The sequence below is a fragment of the Clostridium sp. CTA-1 genome, assembly GCF_054768215.1.
On record NZ_BAAAAP010000016.1, the window covers coordinates 22,711 to 48,066 of the forward strand.

A 25,356-nucleotide genomic window follows, 5' to 3' on the forward strand; every position below is an offset into this window, starting at 1 on the left:
AATCATGAAGTATTATTTAGTAGCGTTATTTGATAAAGAAGATTACTATAAAATAGAAAAGATACAGAGGGATATATCTAAAAAGTACAAAATATATAGAAATTTACCCATGTTACATATAACTCTTGAGGTAATAGAAGACCCTAATATTAATAAATTAGAGGAAGTAATAGAAAAGATAATAAAACCATATAAAAAATTTAAGGTAGAAATAAATGGAGCTATCTGTTTTGATCCACCTTATAAATCAGTTAATTTAAAGATAGAAAACAAAGGTTATATAATGAGGCTAGCAAGGATAATGAATGATACTTTAAAATTGCACGGTTTTAAAGTGAGAGAAAATATAGAAAATTGGGATTTACATGTGTCTTTAGCAAATACTAATTTTGCATCTAGAGAATGGTCGGCTAAAGAGTACATATCTGCTTGTAGCAATTTAAAGGGAGTAGGTATGCATGAAATGGCTAAAATTGATAGGATAGAAATTTGGAAGCCTATAAATAACAAGAAGGAAATGGTAATAAGATCTTTCCCATTAAGAGAATTTTAATATTATAATAATGAAAGCACACCTGATACTGGGTGTGCTTTTTGTTTATATATCTAAAAGATTTTTTTTGTAATCAGAATAAAGTTTTCTAAGTAATTTCATTTTTTTATCTATTTCTAATTGTAAATTAGAAATAGTTTTATAATCATTATTTTCTTTAGCTTCTCTTATCTGTCCAAATAAAGATTTATCAGAGTAAGTATCTTTCATTAAACATTGTCTAAGTTCATTGATTTTGGACCAGTTATGGATATCTAAATCAGAGGCTTTGTTTACTTCGTGCAATTGAGAAAAGCTTCTGATTTCTTCTACATAATTTGGAATTATCCTATTTGTTATTTCAACTAACCATCTTTCAAGAGCAGCTAGTTTGTAGCTATTAACAATTTTAGATGTAAATACATCGCCAGATTTCAATACTTCTATTTTGTCTCTATATTTATCTAAGGAACATATATTTTCATATACAGTAGAAGGGGCTGTACCAAAGATTTTACTTCTTTCCTCTTCAGTATAGTATTCAAATACATCTTCTTCACTTCTATATTGTCTTCCTTTCTGAAGATAGCTAGTATCTTCTTCAGCAGTTTTTGAAAGTTCTTTTAAAAGAGCATCTTCACCTTTATTATTTTCTGTAGCATATTTTATTCCATCAATCATAGACATACATAAAGAAGCTACTGTTAGATAAGTATTACTACGAGGGTTTGGTGATCTTAACTCAAATCTTGTAGCTAAAGGATTGTCTAAGTCTCTTATAACTCCAACTAAAACTGTTCTATTTCTTGATGGTAATTGTGCAGTATGACCTAAAGATGTTACTATACATACAGGGGCTTCAAAGCCTGGTTTTAGTCTTCTTAAAGAATCATTAGTTGATGAAACAAAAGGATTTATCACTTCATAATTTTTTAGTATACCCATTATAGATGCATAGCCAAAAGAACTTAAGTAGTGATTCTCATCTGTAGAGAAAAGATTAATTCTTTTTCCATTTTTTAATTTAAGCGCAACCCCTAAATGAACATGTTTTCCGCTACCTGCAACTTCATCTATAGGTTTTGCAAAAAATGTAACATCTAATTTATTATTTCTAAAGGTTTCTTTTATTATACTTTTTACTAATAATTCATTATCTGCTGCTTGGAGTCCAGTTGAATATTTCCAATCAACTTCTAACTGTTCCATTATGTGAGTAAATCCACCGGAACTAGTTAATTTAGCTTTTACTCCACCAACTTCTTTATGACCCATTTCAGGTTCTAATCCGTGATATTCCATAAGTAGTAAAGACTCTTCTAAAGCAGTCCTAACACTTCCTTTAGTTCTATTCCAATACTGCTCATGAAGAACTTGAGAGGTGGATAATTCATCTACTTCTGCATCGTCATTTGGAGTTTTTACCCAAAATTCTAGTTCTGTAGCACAAGTTACATCTACTTTTTCTATATCTTCATATTTTATATTAAAGGAAGATATAGATTCAGGATGAGCCTTTATTAAATTTAATAAAGTTGTTTTAAAATATTCTATTGACTTTTTTAATATATATCTGGAATCGACAGGTTTATTTTCATGATAAAGAAAACAAGGGATTCTAAGAGTACCGATCGGTTTTTTGGTTTTAGAGTCTATAAGTTCATAGTTATAATCTACAAACCAGTTAACATCCATATCCACAATCATATCAACTTTAGCATTATTAAGAGTTGCAATACCTGGAAGGACAACGGAAGATCCGTCTGTTTGAACACAGCCTTTTATAAATTTATTCATGTCCTCTAAAAACAATTTTATAGGAATTTTTTCGTCAGTGTCATTACCGGCCAAATCGATACAAACTAAAGACACAAATTTTATTTCAGGATGGGAAACTAAAAATTCTTTAAGTTGCTCTTCGGAATGCATTTCTTTAGGAATAACATATACTAAATCATCTAACATAATTTACCTCCCCAAATTTTTAAATACAATCAATTTAACATTATATAATTTTATTGTATATAATATATGCAATATATTATAATTAAAATTTTTATATGTCAATAGAAATTTTATTCATACATTTATATAATATATATTATTGATAATATATTATAGAGTGAGAAATGATATTTATATGATGAGGTGATAAAATTGAGTATAAATGATAAGCCTATAGGTTTTTTTGATTCTGGAGTAGGCGGAATAAGTGTGTTAAAAGAAGCATTTAAGTTATTACCAAAGGAGGATTTTTTGTATTATGGAGATTCAAAAAATGCACCCTATGGAACTAAAAAAGTAGAAGAAGTTAAGGCGTTAACCTTTAATGCAACAGACTTTTTGATGAATAAGGGAATAAAAGCTTTAGTAGTGGCCTGTAATACAGCTACTAGCGTAACTATAAATGACTTAAGGGAAAATTATGATATCCCTATTATAGGCATTGAACCTGCTTTAAAACCTGCAGTGGAATTAAAGAAAGGTGGAAAGATAATAATAATGGCAACGCCTATGACCTTAGCTGAAAAGAAATTTGCTAATTTAATGGATTTGTATAAAGAAACAGAGGATATAGAGCCTTTGCCTTGTCCTGGGCTACCAGAACTAATAGAACAGGGAATAGTTTCTGGAGATGTAATTTATAATTATTTGAAGGATAAATTTTCAAAATATGACAATGAAAAAATATCATCTATTGTTCTAGGATGCACTCATTATCCTTTTGTAGAAGAGACTTTAAAAGAGGTTACCCATAATAAAGCTTGTATAATAGATGGTAGTTTGGGTACATCCAAAGAATTAAAAAGACAACTAGAAGATAGGAATATGTTAAGAAAAGAAAGTAGAATAGGAAAAGTTACCATATTTAATTCAAAAGAGGATAAGGATATAATAGATCTAAGCTATAAACTTTTTAATATGAAATAAAATATTTAAGAATAAGTTTATTTTCATAATTATAATTTTTAGTATACATAAAAAACAGAGTATAATAAAGATATTAAAATATGATATAATTTATGCTAATATGAAATATATGGAACAAAATTATTGTTTTGAGAGGGGAAATAGAAATGAATCCTATAGTATCTATAAAAATGAGTAATGGAAAAGAAATGAAAATAGAATTATATCCAGAAATAGCACCTAATACAGTTAACAATTTTATATCATTAGTAAATAAAGGTTTTTATAATGGTGTTATATTCCACAGAGTAATTCCAGGATTTATGATTCAGGGAGGTTGTCCTAACGGAAACGGAATGGGAGGCCCAGGATATTCAATAAAAGGTGAATTTAAATCTAATGGATTTAACAATGAATTAAAACATACAGAAGGTATTATATCAATGGCCAGAACAATGCAACCAAATTCTGCAGGAAGTCAATTCTTTATAATGGTTGCTGATGCACCACATTTAGATAACCAATATGCAGCTTTTGGAAAAGTTATAGAAGGACTAGATGTTGCGAAAGAAATAGTAAGTGTAGATAGAGATTTTAAAGATAAACCTCTTGAAGATCAAGTTATGAAGACTGTAACAGTAGATACTTTTGGAGAAGAATTTGATCAGCCAGAAAAATTAAGTTAAAAAGGAGGCAGTTTGTTTTGATTAATAATAAGTTGATGCTTGTTTATGGATTAAAAGAAGCAGAGTTAAACTTGTTAAAAGATATGTGCGCTAATAATAATTTGCCTAATTATAAAATTGTAAACAAGAGTATGTGTAAAATGAAACTAAGAGATATAATAAAGGGTATGAACTTAGAAGTAGAAGATGTAGATATGCCAGAAGAAAAAGTAGTTATATTCAATAATTTTTCTGATAATGAATTAGAGCTAGGCGTAAAAAAAATAAAAGAAATTTTAAAACCAGTTCCTATAATGGCAGTAGTAACAGAAACTTCCATAGACTGGGAATTTAAATATTTGGTAGATCATTTAATGGAAGAAAGAGAATGGTATAGAAAACAAAATAGGTAAAAGGTGATGAAAAAGTGAGTAGAGTATCTGATAAAATAAAAGAAGCTAGGCTAAAAAAAGGATTAACACAGAAACAATTGGCTAAGAAATTAGGCGTAGCGGAGAGTTTTATAAATGAAGTAGAATCAGGAAGAAAAATAATAAATGAAAGTCTAATGAATAGAATATCAAAAGTATTAGGAAAAGGTATAAATGATATAGGAATTTCTTTTGAAGAAGAAGTGTCTTCAGAGCCTAAAAGAGAAATTCCTATAAATAAAGATAATAAAATAAAGGATGTATGGGATAATGCTTTTAGTTCTATAATAAAAGATGTTCCAGTTTATAATTATAACTTAGATAGAGTTATTGATAAGAAACAATTACCTGTTATAGGTAATAAGGTTGAAGGTATACACCAAGATAAAGTTTTGTTTTTAAAAATAGAGGAAGAGGATATGTCTGGTTTTAGAATAAATAAAGGAGACATAGCCTTTGGATATATCCATTATGAAATGGAAAACAATTGTATATTTCTTATAGAACACAATAATAAAAGATCTGTAAGACAATTGAAAAGATTAGATGGAGATAAAATATTATTAATAAATAATGGAATATCTTTAAGAACTGAAGCTGTCAGACTAAAAGATATAAAAATTATAGCTAAATTGTTAAAAGTAGAAGTAACTCTTTAACAATATATTTAGCTAATTATTATTAAAAGTAAATGTCAAACTAAAAATATAAATAAAGAATCTTTAGAGCACTATCAAATATTATTATAATTCAATAATGTTGATAGTGTTTATTTTTAAAAAACGGTTAATTAATATGTATTTTTAGATAAAAATTATAATTATAGAATAAATATATTTTATAATTAATGATAAAGCTTTGTAAATAATTTGCATACATTATATAATTAATATATAAAAAGAATTTAAATAATTACGATTATTAAATAGAAAATATAAGGTATGAGGAGGAATTCTTATGAAGGGTACAGTAGTAGCAACATGGGTAAAAACCTGCAGGAAGCTCTATGGGGAAGAAGCAGTTGACCAAGCTATGAATGCTGTAGGATGGCAAGGTAAAATATTTTCACCAATGGAGAATGTTGAAGATATAAAAGTTAAAGATATGATAAATAAGATAGCAAATAATGTTAATAGGGATGTAAAGACTTTATGGGGACAAATAGGACAAGATAATTTAAAAGCTTTTAATAATGATTATCCAGCTTTTTTCGAACATGAGAACTTATATTCATTTTTAAAGTCTATGTTTGACGTTCATGTAGTTATGACTAAAAAATTTCCAGGTGCTAAACCACCACTTTTAACTATAGAACCTATATCTGAAAAACAAGCTATATTTAGTTATAGTTCAAAAAGAGGAATGTTTGATTACTTTTTAGGCCTTTTAAAAGGGAGTGCAGAGCATTTTAAAGAAAATATCAAAGTAGATGAAATAGAAAGAAGAGCTGATTTTTTAAAACTTAAGCTTACCTTTGAAAAAAATATTTATTATAATAAAATTTTTAAATTTAATAAAATATTGTCTTTAGGATTTATAAAAAATATAGGTGGAAAAGTTGCTTTATTTACATTTATATTAACTATTTTATCATCTTTTGCTTTATTAGGATTTAATAATTTACTTAAGGTTTTATCGATAGCTTCTATATCTTCTGTTGCAGCTTATATATCAACAGAAATATTGTTAAAACCTAAATATTTAATATTTGAAGAAATAAATAAAATAAATAAAAACCATTATGTAGAAGATGGTGATATTAAAACAGGTGATTTTTTAGAGGAATTATATAAAGAATTAAAGAAACATAAAGATATAATTAAAGCTGATTTTGTAGGTTTTAAGGGTGTTACAGATGAAATGAATACTTTTGTAGGCAATATAAATGTTATATCAGAAACTATGAGTCACACATCTACAGAAATATCAGGGGTAGTTGAACAGGTGGCTAGTTGCGCAGTAAACCAAGCTCAAAATACTGAACAAGTAGTAGCAGTTCTAAATGATAATATACAAAATTTAAAAGATATAGTTAATAGTGAAAATAGTAATAAGTTAGAATTAGAAAAGGCTTTAGAAAAGGTCAATAACAGTTATAATAATGTTAATAATACTAGTAAAAATATTTTAGATTCCCTTGAAAAATTCCAAAAAGTTAAGGATAAAGGATTAGAATTAGAAACCAAGGCAAAAGATATAACAAATATAGTATCCATTGTGTCAGGCATATCAGAACAGACTAATTTATTAGCCTTAAATGCATCTATTGAAGCCGCAAGGGCAGGAGAGCAAGGTAAAGGCTTTGCGGTAGTTGCAGAAGAGGTCAGAAAGCTAGCGGAACAGTCTAAAGAAGCAGTTGAAGAAATTAATAATAATCTTATAGAATTTGCAGGAGATATAAAAAATTTAGTTATTAGAATAGAATCTCAATATAATGTATTAGAGCAAGAAACAGACAGATTAGAAGAGGTTAGAGATATTAGTTATGGGGCAACAACATCTATAGGCACCGTAGCTTCTGCCATGATTAAGACTATAAATGAACTTAATAAAGAAGCGGATTCTATATCAAGTATATATGATAACATAGAATCTTTGGCCGCTATAGCAGAGGAAAATTCAGCTTCATCAGAAGAAGTTAGTGCTAACGTTTCAAGCTATACTAATGAGATTAAAAAATTAGTTAATAATATTCATGAATTTAAACAAATAACAGAAACATTTAAATCAGATTTAAGTAGATATAAAATATAATAGAAGGCTTAAGTGAAATCTCTATTTGAAAAATTTTATAAAATATAAATTTTATTTTAAGAAAGCTATGAAATATACAGGTGATTCCTGAATTTTATAGCTTTCATTTATTTTATTATTCATTTTTAAATTAATATAAAAATATTCTATTTTAAGATATTCTTTTTATATTCCTGTTAAATCGAAATTAGGTATAAATTCTTTAGATGAAGATGAAGTTTCTTGTATAAAGGCATTTTTTATTCCTAGGTCTAAACAATAATCTATTATAGCATCATAATGTTTAGGATTAAGATTTTTATTTAGTTCATTAAAGTTACAGATATTTTTCATAGGAGTGTATTGATTCATTATACTTATATAAACTTTATGATTAAATTCTTTAAATATAAAATCTATTATTTTTTTTGTATCAAATAATAGGCCAGGCAACATAAGATGCCTTATTATAATGCCTTTTTTAATAATTCTATCATTACTAAATACTGGTTCTCCAACTTGATTAAACATTTCTTTTATAGCTTTACATGCAGTATTAAAGTAATTATTACAATTGGAATATTTCTTCCCATATTTATCATCGAAATATTTTAGATCTGGCAAAAACACATCAATATAGCCCTTTAAGGATTTTATAGTTTCAATATTTTCATATCCATTAGAGTTATATAATATAGGTATAGTTAATCCATTAGATTTTGAAATTTTTATAGCCTCTATAATTTGAGGAACATAGTGAGTAGGAGTAACTAAATTTATATTATGAGCTTTTTTACTTTGCAGTTTTAAAAAAATATTAGATAAGTGTTCTATGGAAATTTCTTTCCCTTTACCTAAATGACTAATTTCATAATTTTGGCAAAAAACACATTTCAAATTACAGTTTGAAAAGAATACGGTCCCTGAGCCGTTAACTCCAGATATACAAGGCTCTTCCCAATGATGAAGAGAAGCTCTTGCAACTTTTATTTTAGAATTGGCATTGCAAAAACCCAAAGTTCCCTGTATTCTATTTGCACCACAATTTCTAGGACATACTGTACAATTTTCCAATGTATTCATGTTTACACATCCTGTTCTTCTTTAGAATTATGTTATTTTTCTTTAATATAAAATATAATACATTGGATCATAAAAATAAAGCTTACAACAGCAAAACTAGGATATAATACACTTATTAGGTTAACGAAACCTAGTTGAGATATAGGTATAGCTAAAAGAATAACTATGAAAACTGCTTTATTATAAGATATTCCTAAAGATTCTTCCATGGTTTTTCCTACGCTAAAAATATTAGAAACCTCAGTTGAAAACATTTCAAGCCAAATTATACATAGAAGCATTATTTGAATTATAGTACCAAATCTATTAGCTATATATAAAAGTGGTATTTCATATTTAAAAATGTAAGGAATATTAAGCAAAAGCAATAAATTTATTATAAAAGATAAAATTGTAAGCCCTAAAGATCCAACAACTAAACCAGATTTTAATATGTTTTTATCTTTTATTTCAGTACTAAGAGGTACCAAAACACCACTACAACATAATATATTAAATCCACTATATATAAGTGTAGATACTAACCAATGTTTTCTATAATGAGGAACTGATTTTATTTGAGCTATGCTAACATTTTTTGAAAAGGCTAAATATAATATAAACACAGTTATAATAACTATCATTAAAGAAGGAACAATAAAAGAATTTATTTCAATAAGACCTTTTGTATCCCTTAGTAATATAACAAGAGAAGATATAACCATTATACAAATACCAACCCATTTGGAAATACCAAAGTATTGATTTAATAAAGAACCACTTCCAGCTAAAATTATTGCAGAGCTACTTATAAGAAACAATCCAGTTAATAAATCAATAGCTTTACCTAAAAATCCAGGACTAACTAAAGAAATTAAGCTATTATAAGAAGTTAAATTATTTTTAATGCTAATGTCAATAATTATAGATCCCATAATGACATAGATAAAAAAACATATAGTTAGGCCTATAAAACTTTTGTATCCGTATGTAGTAAAAAATTGTGTCATTTCTTGGCCAGAGGCAAGACCGGCTCCAACAATAGTTCCAATGAAAACTGCACCCATTTGAAAAATTAAAGAAAATTTATTTTTAACCATACATCCTCCTATTTTAATTAATATAATCTCCTTATATAAATATATATAAAAAAATAAAAATAATGATTTTTAATTAAATTTTCTTTTTAAGGAGAAAATAAAAGTAAATGGCGAATTAAATAAGGGAGGGAAGGAAATATTGTATTATAAAAATTTTACAAAAAAAATAATAATATTTTTAATTTTTACTACTACTATTTCATTATTTGGATGTAAAAAAAATAAAGAGGATACTAAGGTAACTAATGATTTTGACATAAAAATAGCAACAAATTTATTGAATTCTTATATGGAATGTTTAATTGAAGAAAATATGGAAGGAGCTCAAAAGCTATACTCTAAGAAATTAAAAAAAGATAAAACAAAAAAAGAAAATAGTGATATAAAAATAAAGGGTTATACTACAGAGGAGATAAACGAGGTTGGTAAGTCAGCGCTATTTGTAACAAAAGTAGCTAGTGTAAGCGTTAAGGAACCATATACTTCTATAGAAGAATACAAAATAAAGGTAATAAAAGAAGAAAACGAATATAAAATAGATGAAGTAAACATAAGTATGGACAAAGAAGCATTTACAAAAAAAAATAGAATAAGATATAGAAATAAAAACAATGTTAAAACGGAACTAATAATAAAACCAACAACTATACCTGATTATGCATATTCTAAGGATGATAAGGCAAATGTGGAAAAGTTAGCTGTACCTAAAAAAAATATAGGACCTATGAGTCTTTCTTATAGTGAAAATTTTATAGCAATATCAACTTATGATAAAGACTCTTATATTGGAATAATAACAATAGATGAATCAAAGGCTGTTCAAGGGGGCCAAGATCAAGGGGATCAAGGAGGCCAAGGAGGTCAAGGAGGAGCTGGAGGTGGTGAAACAGGGCAACAAGGAACAGACATCATGGAGGAAATTGGAGAAAAACCTATAGGAAAAGAAATATCTTCTTTAGATTTATTAAAGGGAAGTAAAATAGATTTCATGGTGTTTTCTCCTGATGAAAAATTTATAGCAGTTCAATATGAAACTAGTGATAAAACAAAAAATACAAGAATATATCAAGCTGATAGTGCAAACATAATACCTTTTAAGATGGAAGATAAATTTCCTTTAAATAAAGTAAATGTAACGTTATCTTCTTTTGCGCCAGATTCTATAATATTTAATGTATCTAGTAAAGAAAAAAATGATAAAAATTCAACAGAATTTATAGGTAAGTGGCAACTAGATTTAAAAGAATTTAAAGTTAAAAAAATGTAGTTATTTTGAAAAAAAAGTATCTGTGTCATATAATATTCACAGATACTTTTTTTGGAGGAATTTATTATGGAAACAAAATGGTACGATAAGTCATATCATAGTTTAAATTATTTTTTAAGAAATAAATTTGGCTGTAAAGTTTTTAAAATATCATTAGATGCTGGATTTTCCTGTCCTAACAGAGATGGGAAAGTAAGTAAAGGGGGGTGTATATATTGTAGTGAAAGAGGATCAGGAGACTTTGCAGGTGATAGGAATTTTAAGATATATAAACAATTTGAAGATATAAAAAAAATAATGAAAGAAAAATGGAGTAGCGGTAAATATATTGCTTACTTTCAAGCTTATACTAATACATATGCTCCTGTAGACATATTAAGAGAAAAGTATGAGGAAGCTATGAATGAGAAAGGTGTAGTTGCTTTAGCTATAGCAACAAGGCCAGATTGTCTAGACGAAGAAGTCTTAAACTTAATAGAAGAATTAAGTAAAAAAATATATATATGGGTAGAATTAGGACTTCAAACTGTAAATGACGAAACGGCTAAAATTATAAATAGAGGATATAAATTAAATGTTTTTGAAAAGGCAGTAAAAAATTTAAAGGAAAGAAATATAGATATAGTTGTACATACCATATTTGGATTACCAGGAGAAACAAAAGAGGATATGATAAGAACAGTTAAGTATATATCTAAGTTAGATATTCAAGGAGTTAAATTTCATTTATTGCATCTTTTAAAGGATACTCCTTTAGTAAAATTATATGAAAGTGGTAATTTGAAATTCTTGGATATGGAGGAGTATGTAGAATTAATATGCAAAGCTATAACTTTATTACCACCTAATATGGTTGTCCATAGGCTTACAGGGGATGCACCTAGAAACCTTTTAATAGGACCTATGTGGAGCCTTAAGAAGTGGGAAGTTTTAAATGCTATAGATAAAAAAATGAAAGAAGATAATTTATATCAAGGTTTAAATTTTAATAATGAATAAGATTTACATATATATGTAAAATATTAAAAGATGGGGGATTTTTATGAATATTGATATAGTAATTTCAGCTGATCATATAGATGAGAAGAGATTGATTAATAAGACTATAGTAGTTATAGATATATTAAGAGCTACATCTGTGATTACTACGGCAATAAATAATGGATGTAAAAAAGTAATACCTGTTTTAACTATAGAAGAAGCTAAAGATATAGCCCAAAATAGTAAAGATAACATTATTTTAGGGGGAGAAAGGAATGCTTTAAAGATAGATGGATTTAATTTTTCTAATTCTCCTTTAGAATACACAAAAAAATATGTAGAGGGAAAAACTGTTGTACTGAGTACTACTAATGGAACTAGGGCCATTAATAATAGTTTTAATGCAAAAACTATATTGATCTCTGCATTAATAAATTCTAAAGCTACAGCTAAAGGAATAGATAAGTTAAATGAGGATTTAGTTATAATTAATTCTGGCACTAATGGACAATTTTCCATAGATGATTTCATATGTAGTGGTTATTTAATAGATTGTTTATATAATATAAGAAAAGATTTAGAGTTATCAGATATAGCTAAGACAGCTTATTATATTTATACTAATAATAAAGACATAGAAAGTTTTGTACAAAAAGCAACTCATTATAATAGATTAAAATCTTTAAATTTAGAAAAGGATCTAGAATATTGCTTTCAAAAGGATATAATAGATGTTGTTCCAGAATATAAAGATGGATATATTATAAAGTCAAATATATAAGAATTAAGTTAAAATTAATTAAATCTCCTAGATTTCATAAAAATATGATGAAATCTAGGAGAAATTTTATAAACAGAGTTCTTGGCTTCACAGGGAATTTTTACTCCCTCTAAAGCTTAGAAATCGTTATCCAGGGACGTAACCGCTCTTTACTACCACTTTGAAGAAGATGGGAGTATTAGAGCGGGTAGTCATCGGATAAATTTAGATTTATAGAATCTTTTTTTACCCAGCCTCTTGTATTTACCATACCTTTAGAAAAGCAAGATACTTCATACCAAGTATTACCATAGTTTTCTGCAGAGCAATGTATCTCTACAATATCCTCCTTATATAGCTTGTAAATATAAGGAGAACTGTTGTCAGGATATAAGTAAATATAAGAATTTTTAATTATGGTTCCATTTCCTATACTAGAATTTATAAATTTTATATCAATATTTTTAAAGTCATTTTTATCTTTGCTTTTAAGCTTATCTATTTGCCTTTTAAATAAAACTATTTGTTTTTGCTGAAGATTAATTTTATTAGAAAAAGTATAGATAAAGTATGAACAGACACCTAACATTAGTATGAATAATAAAAAAACTATCAAAATTATCCTCCTATTAATTTTTATACTATAGTATATTCAATATAGCATAAAGATTGTTAAAGGATTTTTATTAAGAGGCAGTTATAAAATTTTAATAATATGTAAATATATTAATTATGAGCAATAGTTATTAATGTTATAAATTTATATTATTAATTCTTTATAGTCATAAATATAATAATCTGCTATTTCCTTTATTTTATTTTCCTGATCTTTAGATGAATCATCATAAATTCCAATGGTTTTCATTTTAGCCGCTTTAGCACTTTTTATGGCAGGAAGTATATCTTCAAAAACAGCACATTTTTCAGGAGATAAGTTTAGTTTTTTTGCACATAGAATATATATGTCAGGAAAGGTCTTATTTCTATTAACTTCACTAATAGTTGTTATGGAATCAAATAAATCCAATATTCTATTTTTTTCTAGTACTAATTTAGTTAGTTCAGGAGTATTACTTGTAGCAACAGCTAACTTTATTCCTTTATTTTTTAATTTTATAAGAAAATCTTTTACATTATTTTTTAATTTTATGTTATGAGAATATTCCTCAACTACCATGTTATGCCACTCTTTTAAAATTTCCTCTGGAGATTCTTTTAGTTTAAAGTTTTTTTTGAAAAAATTAGCCCCTTCTTCAAAGGTAAGAGTTTCTATTTTATTTTTTAAATCTGAAGGAACCTTTAAGTTTCTTTTACTTAAAAAGTCGTAGTCTATTTTTTCCCATATTGTCATAGAATCTATTAATGTTCCATCTAAATCAAAAATTGCGCCCTGTATACTTTTCAAAGAAATCACCCCATCATAATATTGCTAATAAAATTATAACAGGGTGTTTATAAAAAACAAAATTTATATATTTTATTTTAAAATTTTCTTTCAAATATTTTTATTTTTTCAGGAGTTTTAAAGTCTTCTGCAGAATCTATATTTAGTTTTTTTAATATATTGTCCATGCAAGGACTATCTATGGAAACCTTTATGGGAGAGTTATTTGCAAATTGGTCCACCCTTTCTTTCCCTAATTCTTTAGGAATTATTGATTTTGGGCCACCAACACATCCACCGATGCATCCCATTCCTTCAATAAAATTTGCCTCTAGCTTACCCTCTTGTGCTTTAGAAAGCAATTTTTTACATTCTACAACACCATTACCCTGTATAGCTTTTAAAAACTTTTCTTTTTCAGGAAAGAGTCTTTTTACTACATCTTCAACAGCTATAGAAACACCACCAGTTCTTGCGTATAATCTTCCACCTCGTGAAGCATATTCAGATGAGAAATCTTCTGGCATTTTTGATATATCTATGTTTAAAGAATCAAATATATCCTTAAGTTCTGCAAAGGTAAGAACAAAGTCTATATCACCTTGTAAATCTTTTTCTTTAGCTTCAGCTTTTTTAGCTATACAAGGACCTATAAACACAACTTTACAATTGGGATTAAGAGTTTTTAATACTCTACCGGATGCAATCATTGGAGAGACAGAGGGAGAAACATACTTGACGAGATCTTCATAAACCCTTCTTACCATAGCTACCCACATAGGACAACAACAAGAGGTTATCATTAGATCATCTTTATTTTTAACAAGATGATCAAACTCTATGGCTTCTTTTAAAGTTAGCATATCTGCAAAAAATGCCACTTCTATCATATCAGAAAAGCCTATTTTTTTTAAGGCGCTTCTTAATTGATGTATTGAGACATTCTCACCAAACTGACCAGTTATAGCAGGGGCTACAGTGGCTATTACAGGAACATTACTTTTTAAAATATCAACTAAAGGTATAAATTCTATTCGATCCAGTATACTACCAGTAGGACAAGCCTCTACACAGAAACCACAATCTGTGCATTTTTCAGTATCTATGTAGGTGGAGTTAGTTTCTTTATTTATCAATATAGCATCAAAGGGACAAGAATTTTGACAAAAGGTTTTTCCCCCTTCTTTTTTACAATCCATAGAACAATCTTTAATTTTATTTACTATTTTATGCTGAGAAGAATAAGATTTTATTGCATTAGTTAGGTTTTCTATAAAATTGTTAGAATCACAAATTACTTCTACACCACATAAAGAAGAAATTATTCTACATAAATTTTCCTTATTGTAATTATATTTTGAAAGGATATTTTCTACATCCGATTCTAATGTCCCATTAACATAGGAATTTACTATAGTTTTAAATAATTCACTATGTTCTTTTTTCATATAATCACGCTCCTAAAATATACTTTTATTTCTTTAGGATATCCTTATTTATAAAAAAATATAAAAAAAAGAACTACTTTTAAAGTAGTTCTTGGTCGGGGTGACAGGGCTCGAACCTGCGACCTCATGGTCCCAAACCACGCGCGCTCCCATCTGCGCCACACCCCGAAAAATTTTCCAACAAACAAATTATATAATATAAACCGAAATAAATCAAGGGAGGGCACGTAAAATATTTTATATATTAATATATATTTTCCTCTACACCTTTAGTTGGTACAGTTGAAATTAAAAATCCTATTAAAATTGAAACTAAAGCAGGGGCTATTATATTTAGGTATATTACAAAACGTGTTTTATAAACTATTAACGCAGTTATTCCAGTTATTGCTATAGTAAAAATAAAAGTGTATATTATAAATTTAGCAAAAGAACTGAAAATTTTTTCATATATTTTATGACGAGTGGGACCACTTATAATACTTCTAAATAAGAAGTAAGAGACTAAGATTAATATTAAATTTACTATAGAAGATATTAAAAAATTTTTCATAAAAACACCTCCCGATGGATTTTAAAAATAGTATTTCCCAAAGGAAGATGTTTTAAGCATAGTTTTATAAATTAATATACATTTCTCCTACTTTATATATATCTCCAGCTCCAACAGTTAATATTAAGTCACCAGTTTTAGCATTTTCTATAAGATAATTTTTTATATCATCAAATTTATGAAAGTTAGTACATTTTAATCCGCGCTCTCTTAGTTTATCTCCCAACATATCTGAATTTATAATACCAGTGTCCTTTTCTCTAGCAGCATATATATCAGCTAAAATAATTTCATCTGCATTGTCAAAGCATTTAGTAAAGTCATCAAATAAGGTTAATGTTCTTGAATAAGTATGTGGCTGAAAAACACAGAACATTTTATTGTGAGGATATTTTTTAGCTGCATCTAATGTAGCAGATATTTCTGTAGGATGATGAGCATAATCATCTATTACAGTAATATTATTTTTACAGCCTTTTAGTTCAAATCTTCTATGAGTCCCAAAAAAACTTTCAATACCTTCAATTATATCCTCATTTTTCATATTTGAAGCTAATCCAATACATATACTAGCTAGAGAATTTAGTATATTATGTTTTCCAGGAACATTTAGCTTTACTGAAAATAATTTTTGTTTATTTTTAACTACATCAAAATTCCCACAAGCTTTTTCATCATATTCTATATTATGAGCTTGTATATCTCCTGAGTTTATACCATAGGTTATAACGTTACAGTTAGCTTCTTTTATAATGCTTTGTATATTTTTATCTTCTCCATAAGCTATAAGATAACCATCCTTAGGAATTAATTTAATAAATTTTGAAAAAGCATTTTTTATGTCATCTAAATCTTTATAGTAATCTAAATGATCTGCATCTATGTTTAAAATGACCCCAATATATGGGAAGAATTTAAGGAATGAGGATTTGTACTCACAAGCTTCTGTTATAAAGAAGTCACTTTTACCTACTCTTACATTACCATTTATTATATCTAAATTACCACCTACTAAAATAGTTGGGTCAACATTAGCTTTTAATGCTACATGAGATAACATAGAAGTTGTAGTTGTTTTACCATGAGTTCCAGATATGGCAACATTATATTTGTAGCCTTTCATTAAGTCACCTAAAAAGTCTGCTCTATCCATTAATTTAATATTTTTTTCTTTGGCTTCTATTATTTCAGGGTTATCAGAAGCAATAGCAGCAGTATATACTATTAAATCAGCATTCTTTATATTTTCTTTTTTATGACCAATATATATATTTGCACCTTTTTCTTTTAATTTTTCAGTTATAGGTGATGAATTCATATCTGAACCAGATATAGTAAAATTATGATAAAGTAGTATTTCTGCTAACCCACTCATACTTATTCCACCTATACCTATAAAATGTATATGTTTATTTTTATCTTTTATAAAATCAAATGACACCCAGATCAACTCCTCAAATATTAGTTATATTAGATAATTATATACAAAAACAAAACAAAAAAACACATTAAAGTAGAATGTTTTATTTTAAATTTTAATTTAAGTTGTTGATATTGTTACATATTTATCTTAAAATGAGAATAATAAGAATAATAAATTAAAAATAATTCGTGAAATAACATTTTAGATAGGTGATAATATGGATAAATTTACAAGAAATCAACGAATAGCTATTATTATGAAAATATTAACGGAGAATCCAAATAAAATTATAAATTTAAATAATTTTACGGAACTCTTTAATGCTGCAAAATCTACCATAAGTGAAGATTTATTTGTAGTAAAGGATATATTAAACAAAATGAATATGGGAAAAGTAGAAACCATATCAGGGGCAGCTGGAGGAGTAAAATTTATAAATGGCATATCAGAAGATAAAAGTAAAGACTTTGCTGAGAAACTATGTATAAATTTGAGCAAAAAGGACAGAATAATACCAGGAAACTTTTTATATGTTACAGATATAATGTGCAATCCTCAAATAATAAAACAAGCAGCTAATATACTTTCTTCTTTTTTTTCAGGAAAACATATAGACTATGTTGTTACCGTTGAAACAAAGGGGATACCATTAGCTTATGAAGTAGCTAATTTATTAGGCGTTCAACTTGTGGTTGTTCGTCGTGAAAATAAACTTACAGAAGGTTCAACATTAAGTATAAATTATGTATCAGGATCTAGTGGAAGGGTACAAAATATGTATGTATCAAAAGATGCAATAAAAAGGAATAGTAAATGCATTTTTATTGATGATTTTATGAAAGCTGGAGGAACAGCACTTGGAATAATTAATTTACTTAAAGAGTTTGAAAGTGAATTATTAGGAATTGGCGTATTGATAGATAATACAGATATAACTAAAAAATTAGTAAATGATTATTTTTCTATAATAGATTTTAATGGGTTTGATGATAATGGAAATATAGTAGTTAAGCCATCTAAATTATTCAGATAATGTAATTTTCAAAAAATTTAATATTTTTTTGAAAATACAGAAGGAAAAACATAAAATTTAGAGAATATGTATGTATATACATAGCATCTTGGAGGTGGAATTATGCAAATTACAGATGTACGTGTTAGAAAAATTGCAGCAGAAGGAAAAATGAAAGCTATAGTTTCAGTAACCTTTGATAATGAGTTTGTAGTTCATGATATAAAGGTTATAGAGGGTCAAAATGGACTTTTTATTGCTATGCCTAGTAGAAAAACACCAGATGGTGAATATAAGGATATAGCACACCCAATTAATACTGAAACTAGAGAGAAAATTCAAAAGTCTATAATCGAAGAATACGAGAGAGCAAAAATGGAAGAAGAATCTTCTGAAAAAGTTCAAGAATAAAATATCCAAAAAAGGAGCTTATAAGCTCCTTTTTTATTTTTGAATTATTCTAAAAATATGGTAATAGGTTGAAAATAATTTTTATATAAAATATAATATTATAAGATGTTTTATTAAATAAAATAAAAGTATATCATAATTAAACCATAAAGAGGTGCTATAATGTATAATTGTGCTATAATATTGGCTGCAGGCAAAGGAAAAAGAATGAAATCTTCTATGCCCAAAGTCGTACACAAGGTTTGTGGAAAAGAAATGGTAAATCACGTCATTGATAACGTTAGAAAAGCTAATATAAAAGATGTAAATTTGGTAATAGGAAAAGGATCAGAAACAGTTAAAGAACATACAAAGGATAGAAATGTTACTTATTCTATGCAAGAAGAACAACTAGGAACTGGTCATGCTGTTATTTGTGCAGAAGAATTTTTAACAGATAAAAAAGGTACAGTGGCTATATTTACAGGAGATGCCCCTTTAATTACTAATGAGACTATACAGGAGTTGTTTAAATTTCATAATAATGGGGAATTTGCAGCTACTTTAATTTCTTCTACTGTACAAGATCCAACAGGATATGGACGAATTATAAGAGAAGCATCTGGAGAAGTAAAGAAGATAGTTGAACACAAAGATTGTAATGAAGAGGAACTTAATGTAAATGAAATTAATAGTGGAATGTATTGTTTTGATATAGAAGTCTTATTAACTAGTTTAAAAAGTCTTAACAATGATAATTCTCAAGGAGAATATTATTTAACAGATGTTATAGAAATAATAAAAAAATCTGAAGAGAAAGTTGGTGCTATAGTTGTACCTTATGAAGAAATCATGGGTGTAAATTCAAGAGTACAACTTTCAGAAGCAGAAACAGTTATGAGAAAAAGAATAAATTATAAACATATGGTAAATGGAGTAACATTTATAGACTGTGGAAGTACATATATAGATGTTGATGTAGAAATAGGACATGATACTATAATATATCCAGGATGTGTTATCCAGGGAAACACAACAATAAAAGAAGAATGCACGTTATATTCTAATTCAAGAATATGTAATAGTGTAATAGAATCAGGAGTTACAGTTGAAAAGTCTGTTATATTAGAAAGTCATGTAGGAGAAGGTACTACTGTAGGACCGTTTGCTTATATAAGGCCAGAAACTAAAATAGGTAAATCTGCAAGAATAGGGGATTTTGTAGAAATAAAAAAATCAACTATTGGAGACAACACAAAGGTATCACACCTTACTTATATAGGAGATGCAGAAGTAGGAAGTAAGTGCAATTTTGGATGTGGAACTGTAGTAGTAAATTATGATGGACAAAAGAAACAAAAAACTATTATTGGCAACAATTCTTTTATAGGATGTAACACAAATTTGATTTCTCCAGTTAAAGTTAATGACAATACATATATTGCAGCAGGATCTACAATTACTAGGGAAGTACCAGAAGGAGCTTTAGCAATTGCTAGATCAAAGCAGATCAATAAAGAAGGCTGGTTAGATAAAAAAGGATTATTAAAGAAATAAAATTTAAGGAGGACTATATAATGATAACCCATGGAAAAGGTATTAAAATTTTTTCAGGTAATTCTCACCCAAAATTAGCTCAAGATATCGCTAATATTTTAGGAACTACTGTAGGTGAGTCACAAGTAGGAACATTTAGTGATGGGGAAATATCTGTTAATATTAATGAAACAGTTAGAGGAACAGATCTATTTATTGTACAATCAACTAATGAACCAGTTAATGATAACTTAATGGAACTTTTAATAATGATTGATGCATTTAAGAGGGCTTCAGCAGGAAGAATAACAGCAGTTGTTCCTTACTATGGATATGCAAGACAAGACAGAAAAGCTAAGGCTAGAGATCCAATAACAGCTAAATTAGTTGCAGATCTTTTAACAGCAGCAGGAGCAGATAGAGTACTAACAATGGATTTACATGCTTCTCAAATTCAAGGATATTTTAACATTCCATTAGATCATTTACTAGGCTCACCAATACTTGCAAAGTATTTTGTACAAAAAGGATTTGAAGATAGGGATGATATAGTTGTAGTATCTCCAGATTTAGGAAGTGTAACTAGAGCTAGAAAATTTGCTGATAAGCTACATTGTCCAATAGCTATTATAGATAAGAGAAGACCTAAAGCAAATGTATCAGAAGTAATGAATATAATAGGAGATATAAAAGATAAGACTGTTATATTAGTTGATGATATGATAGATACAGCGGGAACTATAACTAATGGAGCTAATGCTTTAATAGAAATGGGAGCTAAAGAAGTTTATGCTTGTTGCACTCATGCTGTTTTATCTGGACCAGCTATAGAAAGAATAGAAAATTCAGTAATAAAAGAATTAGTTATGTTAAACACTATAGATTTACCAGAAGAAAAAACTTTAGATAAATTTAAAGTTTTATCAGTTGCGCCTGTATTTGCAGAAGCAATTAAGAGAATATATGAAGATACATCTGTAAGTAAAATATTTGAAGATTAATCAATACATATAAATAAAGTACCCATAGAATTTATTTTCTATGGGTACTTTATTTATATAGTTAACTATTTGTAAATTTTGAAGAATTATTTATTTTTATTTTAAATAATATGATAAATTAAATATGTATTATATAGAGATAATATATAATATATAAAGTTAAAAGGAGGATATACCAATGGAAGGGAAAATAGGAAAAGTTCTTGTTGTAGATGATGATGAAAATATAGCCGAAGTAATAAAGATGTATTTGGAGAATTCAGGATATGATACAAGAGTTTGTTATGATGGGAAAGAAGCTCAAGAAGGATTTTTAGAGTATAAACCAGATTTAGTTTTATTAGATATAATGCTTCCACATATAGATGGAGTTGATGTACTTAAATGGATAAGAAAAGACAGTACAATACCTATAATAATGTTAACAGCAAAGGGAGACACTTTTGACAAGGTATTAGCTTTAGAACTAGGGGCAGATGATTATATAGTAAAACCTTTTGAGCCTAAAGAATTATTAGCAAGAGTTAAAGCTGTACTGAGAAGATATAATGTGGATAATGAAAATAAGGAAGCATTAAATTTTGAACAGTTAACAGTAGATGTTAATTCTTATACAGTGGTTTATAAAAATAAGGAAATAAAAATGCCACCAAAAGAATTTGAACTTTTATATTATTTAGCAAAAAATAAAAACAGGGTATTTACTAGGGAGCAATTATTGTGTGAAGTATGGGGATATGATTATCCAGGAGATTCAAGAACAGTAGATGTTCACATAAAAAGGCTAAGAGAAAAACTAGAGGGAGGACCTAATTGGGAAATAGAAACTGTTTGGGGTGTAGGTTACAAATTTGAGGTGAAATAAATGAAAAAAGGCTTATTTGCTAAACTTGTAGCTACATTTACCATAATAATATCTGTAAGTTTTATAATTATAGCAGCGTTTTTATCCTATTGGTTTGAGAGTTACTATTTTGATCAAAGGAAGAATCAGCTTATTACAGAATCTCAGTTTATAGGAAATGCAGCAGTTAGGTATGTAGAAGGAAGTATACCATCTGAAAAAATTAATGAAGTAATAAATTATATTAGTAATTATTTATCTGTAAACATATGGATTACTGATAAGTATGGATATGTTTATGCTGTATCTAACCCCAAGCATAAAAATTTAGTAGGCGTACAGGTTTTAACTGATGAATTAGAAGAGTTAAGGAGAGGAAATAATTTAGAAAATAAAGGCCAGTATAAATCAGCTTTTTCAACCCCTGTACACACTTTTGAAGTGCCTATTTTTTATAAAGGAGTATTTAGTGGAGCTATAATAATGCATACATCTATAGATGAAATAAAAGATCCATTAAAAAAAGTTTATAATATAATCTGGATATCAGCTATTTTTGCCATAATAATATCCTGCATAGTAATATATTATTTTTCTCAAAGGATAATTATAAGACCACTTGCACAGATTAATTATGTAGCTGATAAAATATCTAAAGGAGAAGTAGGAAAAAGGGTAGATATAGAGTCAGATGATGAAATAGGGGATCTAGCCTCTTCCTTTAACTCTATGGCAGAGGCTATAGAACAGGTGGAAATCAATAGAAGATTGTTTATTTCAAATGTTTCTCATGAAATAAGATCACCCATTACATCAATAAAAGGATTTATTGGTGGAATATTAGACGGAATAGTTCCAGCGGAAAAGCAAGATTATTATCTGAAATTAACCTATGAAGAAACTCAAAGGCTTACAAGACTTATAAATGATTTATTAGATCTATCTGCCATTGAAGAAGGGCATTTAAAATTAAATTTAGAAGAAATAGACTTAAATGAGATTATAAGAACTAGTGTAATAAAATTTGAGACAAAAATAAGAGATAAAAAATTAAAAGTCAATGTAAGTTTAGAAGATGACAAAGTATATGTTATTGCTGATAAAGACAGGTTAACACAGGTTGTAATAAATGTATTAGATAATGCAATCAAATATGCTAATGAGGGTGGAAATGTAAAATTAAATACAAAAATCAAGGGAAGCAAAGTTATAGTTTCTATATTTAATGATGGCCCGGTTATATCTGATGAAGATATAAAACATATATGGGACAGATTTTATAAAGCAGATAAAGCTCGATCATCTAAAGTTAGTACTGGACTAGGGTTATCTATTGTAAGAAGTATTTTAACACAACACGGGGAAGATATTTGGGTTAATAATAGTCCAGAAGGAGGGGTAACTTTTAATTTTACCATAAAGAGAGCATAATTGTTAAATTTAAACTAAAGAGCGGAGGTTAAATATGGATAGAGATAATTTAAATAATGTTGGAGAGAATGGTTTAAATGCTGAACCATATGGTGAAATAAATTTTAAAAAAAGTAGAAAAAGAAGAAGGATGAAAAACATACTATTTATTATGCTTATAATTATAGTATCAGCTTTATGTGGTGGAGTAACAGCTTCCTATATTATAGATAAAAAATTAGAAAAGAATCCATACAATCCCACTAATCAGTCCTTATTCGAACAAAAAAGTGAAAAAAATGAAAAAGAAAATAAAAATGAACAATTGCCTAAGAATTCTATAACCAAAGTTGCTGAAAGTGTAGGTCCAGCAGTAGTAGGTATTAGTAATAAAACAGAGGGATATTTTGGTCAAGAAGATCAGGGGTCAGGTTCAGGGATAATATTTGATCCTAATGGATACATTGTAACCAATAATCATGTAATAGATGGAGCACAAAAGATAACAATAAAATTATCTACAGGAAAAGTTTTAAATGCTTCTTTAGTAGGAACAGATCGTAGATCTGATTTAGCTGTTATAAAAGTTGATGCTAAAAATTTACCAGTAGCCAAATTTGGTGATTCATCAAAAGTTAAAGTAGGAGATGTGGCTATAGCAATTGGGAATCCGCTAGGAGAAGAATTTGCAGGAACAGTTACAGCAGGTATAGTTAGCGCTACAAATAGAAAAATTCAATATGCAGGAGCTGTGTATAAATTGATACAAACCGATGCAGCTATAAATCCAGGGAATAGTGGTGGTGCTTTGTGTAATGATGCAGGGGAGATTATAGGAATTAATAGTTTAAAAGAAAAAGCAGAGGGAATAGGATTTGCTATTTCTATAAATGAAGCTAAAGATATAATAAAATCTCTAATGGATTATGGTAAAGTATCAAGGCCTTATTTAGGCGTAGCTGGTAAAACCATATCTTCAGAACAAACTGGAGTATCTGGGGCATATGTAGCAGAGGTAGTTCAAGGTTCTGGAGCAGCTGCAGCAGGGATTAAGCCTACAGACATAATAGTAGAGTTAGATGGTAAAAAAGTTACTAAATTTGAAGATTTAGCAGACATACTAGATACTCATAAAGTTGGAGATACGGTAAAGGCTAAAATATTAAGAAATAGTAAATATAAAGAAATTAATATAATATTATCTGAAATGAAAGAAAGTAATAGGTAAAATGTAATATACAATAAATAATAAAGAGACCTGATAAGTCTCTTTATTATTTATTGTAGTATAATATTCTTTGGTGATATTAATATTATAATTAGGAGTGAAGGTATGTATTTAGTAGTTGGATTAGGAAATATAGGAGAAGAATATAAAAAGACTAGGCATAATATAGGTTTTGATGCAATTGACATTATAGCTGAGGAGTATAATATTGAAATAAATAGGCAAAAATTTAAAGGGAGTTATGGGGAAGGAAGAATAGGCAATGAAAAGGTAATATTATTAAAACCTAGTACATATATGAATTTAAGTGGAGAAAGCGTTATAGAAGCAGCTAATTTTTATAAAATAAATAAAGAAAATATAATAGTAATATATGATGATATGAGTATAGATATAGGAAAATTAAGAATTAGAGGCAAGGGAAGTGCAGGTGGACATAATGGTATAAAAAATATTATACAACATTTAAATTCAGATATTTTTCCAAGGGTTAGAGTAGGCATTGGACAGCCTGATGGAAATGTAGTAAACTATGTTTTGGGAAAATTTTCAAAAGAACAAAGAGAAATTATAGAAAAAACACTAGCTATGTCAGTCAAAGCATGTATAAGTATAGTAGAAGATGGAGTGACAGAGGCTATGAATAAGTACAATGGAGTAAAAATAGAAGTATAAAACAATAATTA

Annotated in this window: 25 protein-coding genes and 1 tRNA gene; 17 read left to right on the forward strand and 9 right to left on the reverse strand. The window is 27.8% G+C overall.

All coding sequences use genetic code 11. From position 1 onward, the window contains the following. Nucleotides 1–4 precede the first annotated feature (4 nt). A complete protein-coding gene (locus ACYUEW_RS13215) occupies nucleotides 5–553 on the forward strand; it encodes a 2'-5' RNA ligase family protein (RefSeq protein ID WP_030032564.1) in 549 nt (182 codons plus the stop codon). 45 nt (nucleotides 554–598) lie between these two features. On the opposite strand, the gene ACYUEW_RS13220 is transcribed toward ACYUEW_RS13215, so the two are convergent. Continuing rightward, a complete protein-coding gene (locus ACYUEW_RS13220; RefSeq protein ID WP_003488182.1) occupies nucleotides 599–2,497 on the reverse strand; it encodes a type I glutamate--ammonia ligase in 1,899 nt (632 codons plus the stop codon). A 192-nt stretch (nucleotides 2,498–2,689) separates the two neighbouring features. Between ACYUEW_RS13220 and murI the strand changes: the two genes are divergently transcribed. The 5 genes from murI to ACYUEW_RS13245 all read left to right on the forward strand — a co-directional run bounded on the left by murI (nucleotide 2,690) and on the right by ACYUEW_RS13245 (nucleotide 7,292). After that, on the forward strand, nucleotides 2,690–3,463 hold the full coding sequence (gene murI, locus ACYUEW_RS13225; protein WP_043032619.1) for a glutamate racemase: 774 nt from the start codon (nucleotides 2,690–2,692) through the stop codon (nucleotides 3,461–3,463). A gap of 146 nt (nucleotides 3,464–3,609) precedes the next feature. Next, nucleotides 3,610–4,128, forward strand: coding sequence for a peptidylprolyl isomerase (locus tag ACYUEW_RS13230; protein WP_003488184.1), 519 nt, complete (start codon nucleotides 3,610–3,612; stop codon nucleotides 4,126–4,128). Nucleotides 4,129–4,145: 17 nt separating this feature from the next. Continuing rightward, the gene (locus ACYUEW_RS13235; RefSeq protein WP_041347884.1) at nucleotides 4,146–4,520 is read left to right on the forward strand and encodes a DUF3783 domain-containing protein; all 375 of its coding nucleotides are present in this window, start codon (nucleotides 4,146–4,148) and stop codon (nucleotides 4,518–4,520) included. 14 nt (nucleotides 4,521–4,534) lie between these two features. Further along, nucleotides 4,535–5,197 (forward strand): helix-turn-helix domain-containing protein, encoded by a 663-nt coding sequence (locus tag ACYUEW_RS13240; protein WP_003488186.1) that lies wholly within the window; start codon nucleotides 4,535–4,537, stop codon nucleotides 5,195–5,197. Nucleotides 5,198–5,495: 298 nt separating this feature from the next. Continuing rightward, complete coding sequence (locus ACYUEW_RS13245; RefSeq protein ID WP_085333907.1) at nucleotides 5,496–7,292, forward strand: heme NO-binding domain-containing protein; 1,797 nt, start codon at nucleotides 5,496–5,498, stop codon at nucleotides 7,290–7,292. 165 nt (nucleotides 7,293–7,457) lie between these two features. On the opposite strand, the gene ACYUEW_RS13250 is transcribed toward ACYUEW_RS13245, so the two are convergent. After that, a complete protein-coding gene (locus ACYUEW_RS13250; protein WP_003488189.1) occupies nucleotides 7,458–8,354 on the reverse strand; it encodes a radical SAM protein in 897 nt (298 codons plus the stop codon). Nucleotides 8,355–8,386: 32 nt separating this feature from the next. Continuing rightward, entirely contained in the window at nucleotides 8,387–9,433 is a 1,047-nt protein-coding gene (locus tag ACYUEW_RS13255) for a YkvI family membrane protein (protein ID WP_460276914.1), read from the reverse strand. 139 nt (nucleotides 9,434–9,572) lie between these two features. On the opposite strand from ACYUEW_RS13255, the gene ACYUEW_RS13260 reads away from it, so the two are divergent. The 3 genes from ACYUEW_RS13260 to ACYUEW_RS13270 all read left to right on the forward strand — a co-directional run bounded on the left by ACYUEW_RS13260 (nucleotide 9,573) and on the right by ACYUEW_RS13270 (nucleotide 12,462). After that, entirely contained in the window at nucleotides 9,573–10,700 is a 1,128-nt protein-coding gene (locus ACYUEW_RS13260) for a hypothetical protein (protein ID WP_003488193.1), read from the forward strand. A gap of 66 nt (nucleotides 10,701–10,766) precedes the next feature. Continuing rightward, nucleotides 10,767–11,699 (forward strand): tRNA modification radical SAM protein MnmL/YtqA, encoded by a 933-nt coding sequence (gene mnmL / locus ACYUEW_RS13265; protein WP_003488195.1) that lies wholly within the window; start codon nucleotides 10,767–10,769, stop codon nucleotides 11,697–11,699. 43 nt (nucleotides 11,700–11,742) lie between these two features. Further along, a complete protein-coding gene (locus tag ACYUEW_RS13270; protein WP_003488197.1) occupies nucleotides 11,743–12,462 on the forward strand; it encodes a 2-phosphosulfolactate phosphatase family protein in 720 nt (239 codons plus the stop codon). Nucleotides 12,463–12,640: 178 nt separating this feature from the next. Here ACYUEW_RS13270 and ACYUEW_RS13275 read toward each other — a convergent pair whose 3' ends face one another. From ACYUEW_RS13275 to murC, 6 genes are all read right to left on the reverse strand, one after another. Continuing rightward, on the reverse strand, nucleotides 12,641–13,057 hold the full coding sequence (locus ACYUEW_RS13275) for a hypothetical protein (RefSeq protein WP_042386050.1): 417 nt from the start codon (nucleotides 13,055–13,057) through the stop codon (nucleotides 12,641–12,643). A 144-nt stretch (nucleotides 13,058–13,201) separates the two neighbouring features. Continuing rightward, on the reverse strand, nucleotides 13,202–13,846 hold the full coding sequence (locus tag ACYUEW_RS13280; protein WP_080333670.1) for an HAD family hydrolase: 645 nt from the start codon (nucleotides 13,844–13,846) through the stop codon (nucleotides 13,202–13,204). Nucleotides 13,847–13,923: 77 nt separating this feature from the next. Next, nucleotides 13,924–15,273 carry a [Fe-Fe] hydrogenase large subunit C-terminal domain-containing protein gene (locus tag ACYUEW_RS13285; protein WP_085333911.1) on the reverse strand — a complete coding sequence of 450 codons (1,350 nt, stop codon included), beginning with the start codon at nucleotides 15,271–15,273 and terminating at the stop codon, nucleotides 13,924–13,926. A 92-nt stretch (nucleotides 15,274–15,365) separates the two neighbouring features. Further along, nucleotides 15,366–15,441 (reverse strand) — tRNA-Pro (locus tag ACYUEW_RS13290). Between the two features lie 76 nt (nucleotides 15,442–15,517). Next, nucleotides 15,518–15,826: a hypothetical protein gene (locus ACYUEW_RS13295; protein ID WP_003488205.1), complete on the reverse strand. Its 309-nt coding sequence runs from the start codon at nucleotides 15,824–15,826 to the stop codon at nucleotides 15,518–15,520. Nucleotides 15,827–15,890: 64 nt separating this feature from the next. Continuing rightward, nucleotides 15,891–17,267 (reverse strand): UDP-N-acetylmuramate--L-alanine ligase, encoded by a 1,377-nt coding sequence (gene murC / locus ACYUEW_RS13300; protein WP_085333912.1) that lies wholly within the window; start codon nucleotides 17,265–17,267, stop codon nucleotides 15,891–15,893. 199 nt (nucleotides 17,268–17,466) lie between these two features. Here murC and purR point away from each other — a divergent pair, with 199 nt between their 5' ends. The 8 genes from purR to pth all read left to right on the forward strand — a co-directional run bounded on the left by purR (nucleotide 17,467) and on the right by pth (nucleotide 25,345). After that, a complete protein-coding gene (gene purR, locus ACYUEW_RS13305; RefSeq protein ID WP_003488209.1) occupies nucleotides 17,467–18,282 on the forward strand; it encodes a pur operon repressor in 816 nt (271 codons plus the stop codon). A gap of 102 nt (nucleotides 18,283–18,384) precedes the next feature. Next, complete coding sequence (gene spoVG / locus ACYUEW_RS13310) at nucleotides 18,385–18,672, forward strand: septation regulator SpoVG (RefSeq protein ID WP_003359319.1); 288 nt, start codon at nucleotides 18,385–18,387, stop codon at nucleotides 18,670–18,672. Between the two features lie 162 nt (nucleotides 18,673–18,834). Then, the gene (glmU, locus tag ACYUEW_RS13315) at nucleotides 18,835–20,208 is read left to right on the forward strand and encodes a bifunctional UDP-N-acetylglucosamine diphosphorylase/glucosamine-1-phosphate N-acetyltransferase GlmU (protein ID WP_460276915.1); all 1,374 of its coding nucleotides are present in this window, start codon (nucleotides 18,835–18,837) and stop codon (nucleotides 20,206–20,208) included. Between the two features lie 20 nt (nucleotides 20,209–20,228). After that, nucleotides 20,229–21,188: a ribose-phosphate diphosphokinase gene (locus ACYUEW_RS13320; RefSeq protein ID WP_003488213.1), complete on the forward strand. Its 960-nt coding sequence runs from the start codon at nucleotides 20,229–20,231 to the stop codon at nucleotides 21,186–21,188. Nucleotides 21,189–21,366: 178 nt separating this feature from the next. Next, the gene (locus tag ACYUEW_RS13325; RefSeq protein ID WP_003488214.1) at nucleotides 21,367–22,053 is read left to right on the forward strand and encodes a response regulator transcription factor; all 687 of its coding nucleotides are present in this window, start codon (nucleotides 21,367–21,369) and stop codon (nucleotides 22,051–22,053) included. After that, a complete protein-coding gene (locus ACYUEW_RS13330) occupies nucleotides 22,054–23,463 on the forward strand; it encodes a sensor histidine kinase (RefSeq protein ID WP_003488216.1) in 1,410 nt (469 codons plus the stop codon). A 34-nt stretch (nucleotides 23,464–23,497) separates the two neighbouring features. After that, nucleotides 23,498–24,670 carry a S1C family serine protease gene (locus ACYUEW_RS13335; protein WP_003488218.1) on the forward strand — a complete coding sequence of 391 codons (1,173 nt, stop codon included), beginning with the start codon at nucleotides 23,498–23,500 and terminating at the stop codon, nucleotides 24,668–24,670. A gap of 105 nt (nucleotides 24,671–24,775) precedes the next feature. After that, entirely contained in the window at nucleotides 24,776–25,345 is a 570-nt protein-coding gene (gene pth, locus ACYUEW_RS13340; protein WP_003488220.1) for an aminoacyl-tRNA hydrolase, read from the forward strand. Nucleotides 25,346–25,356 lie beyond the last annotated feature (11 nt).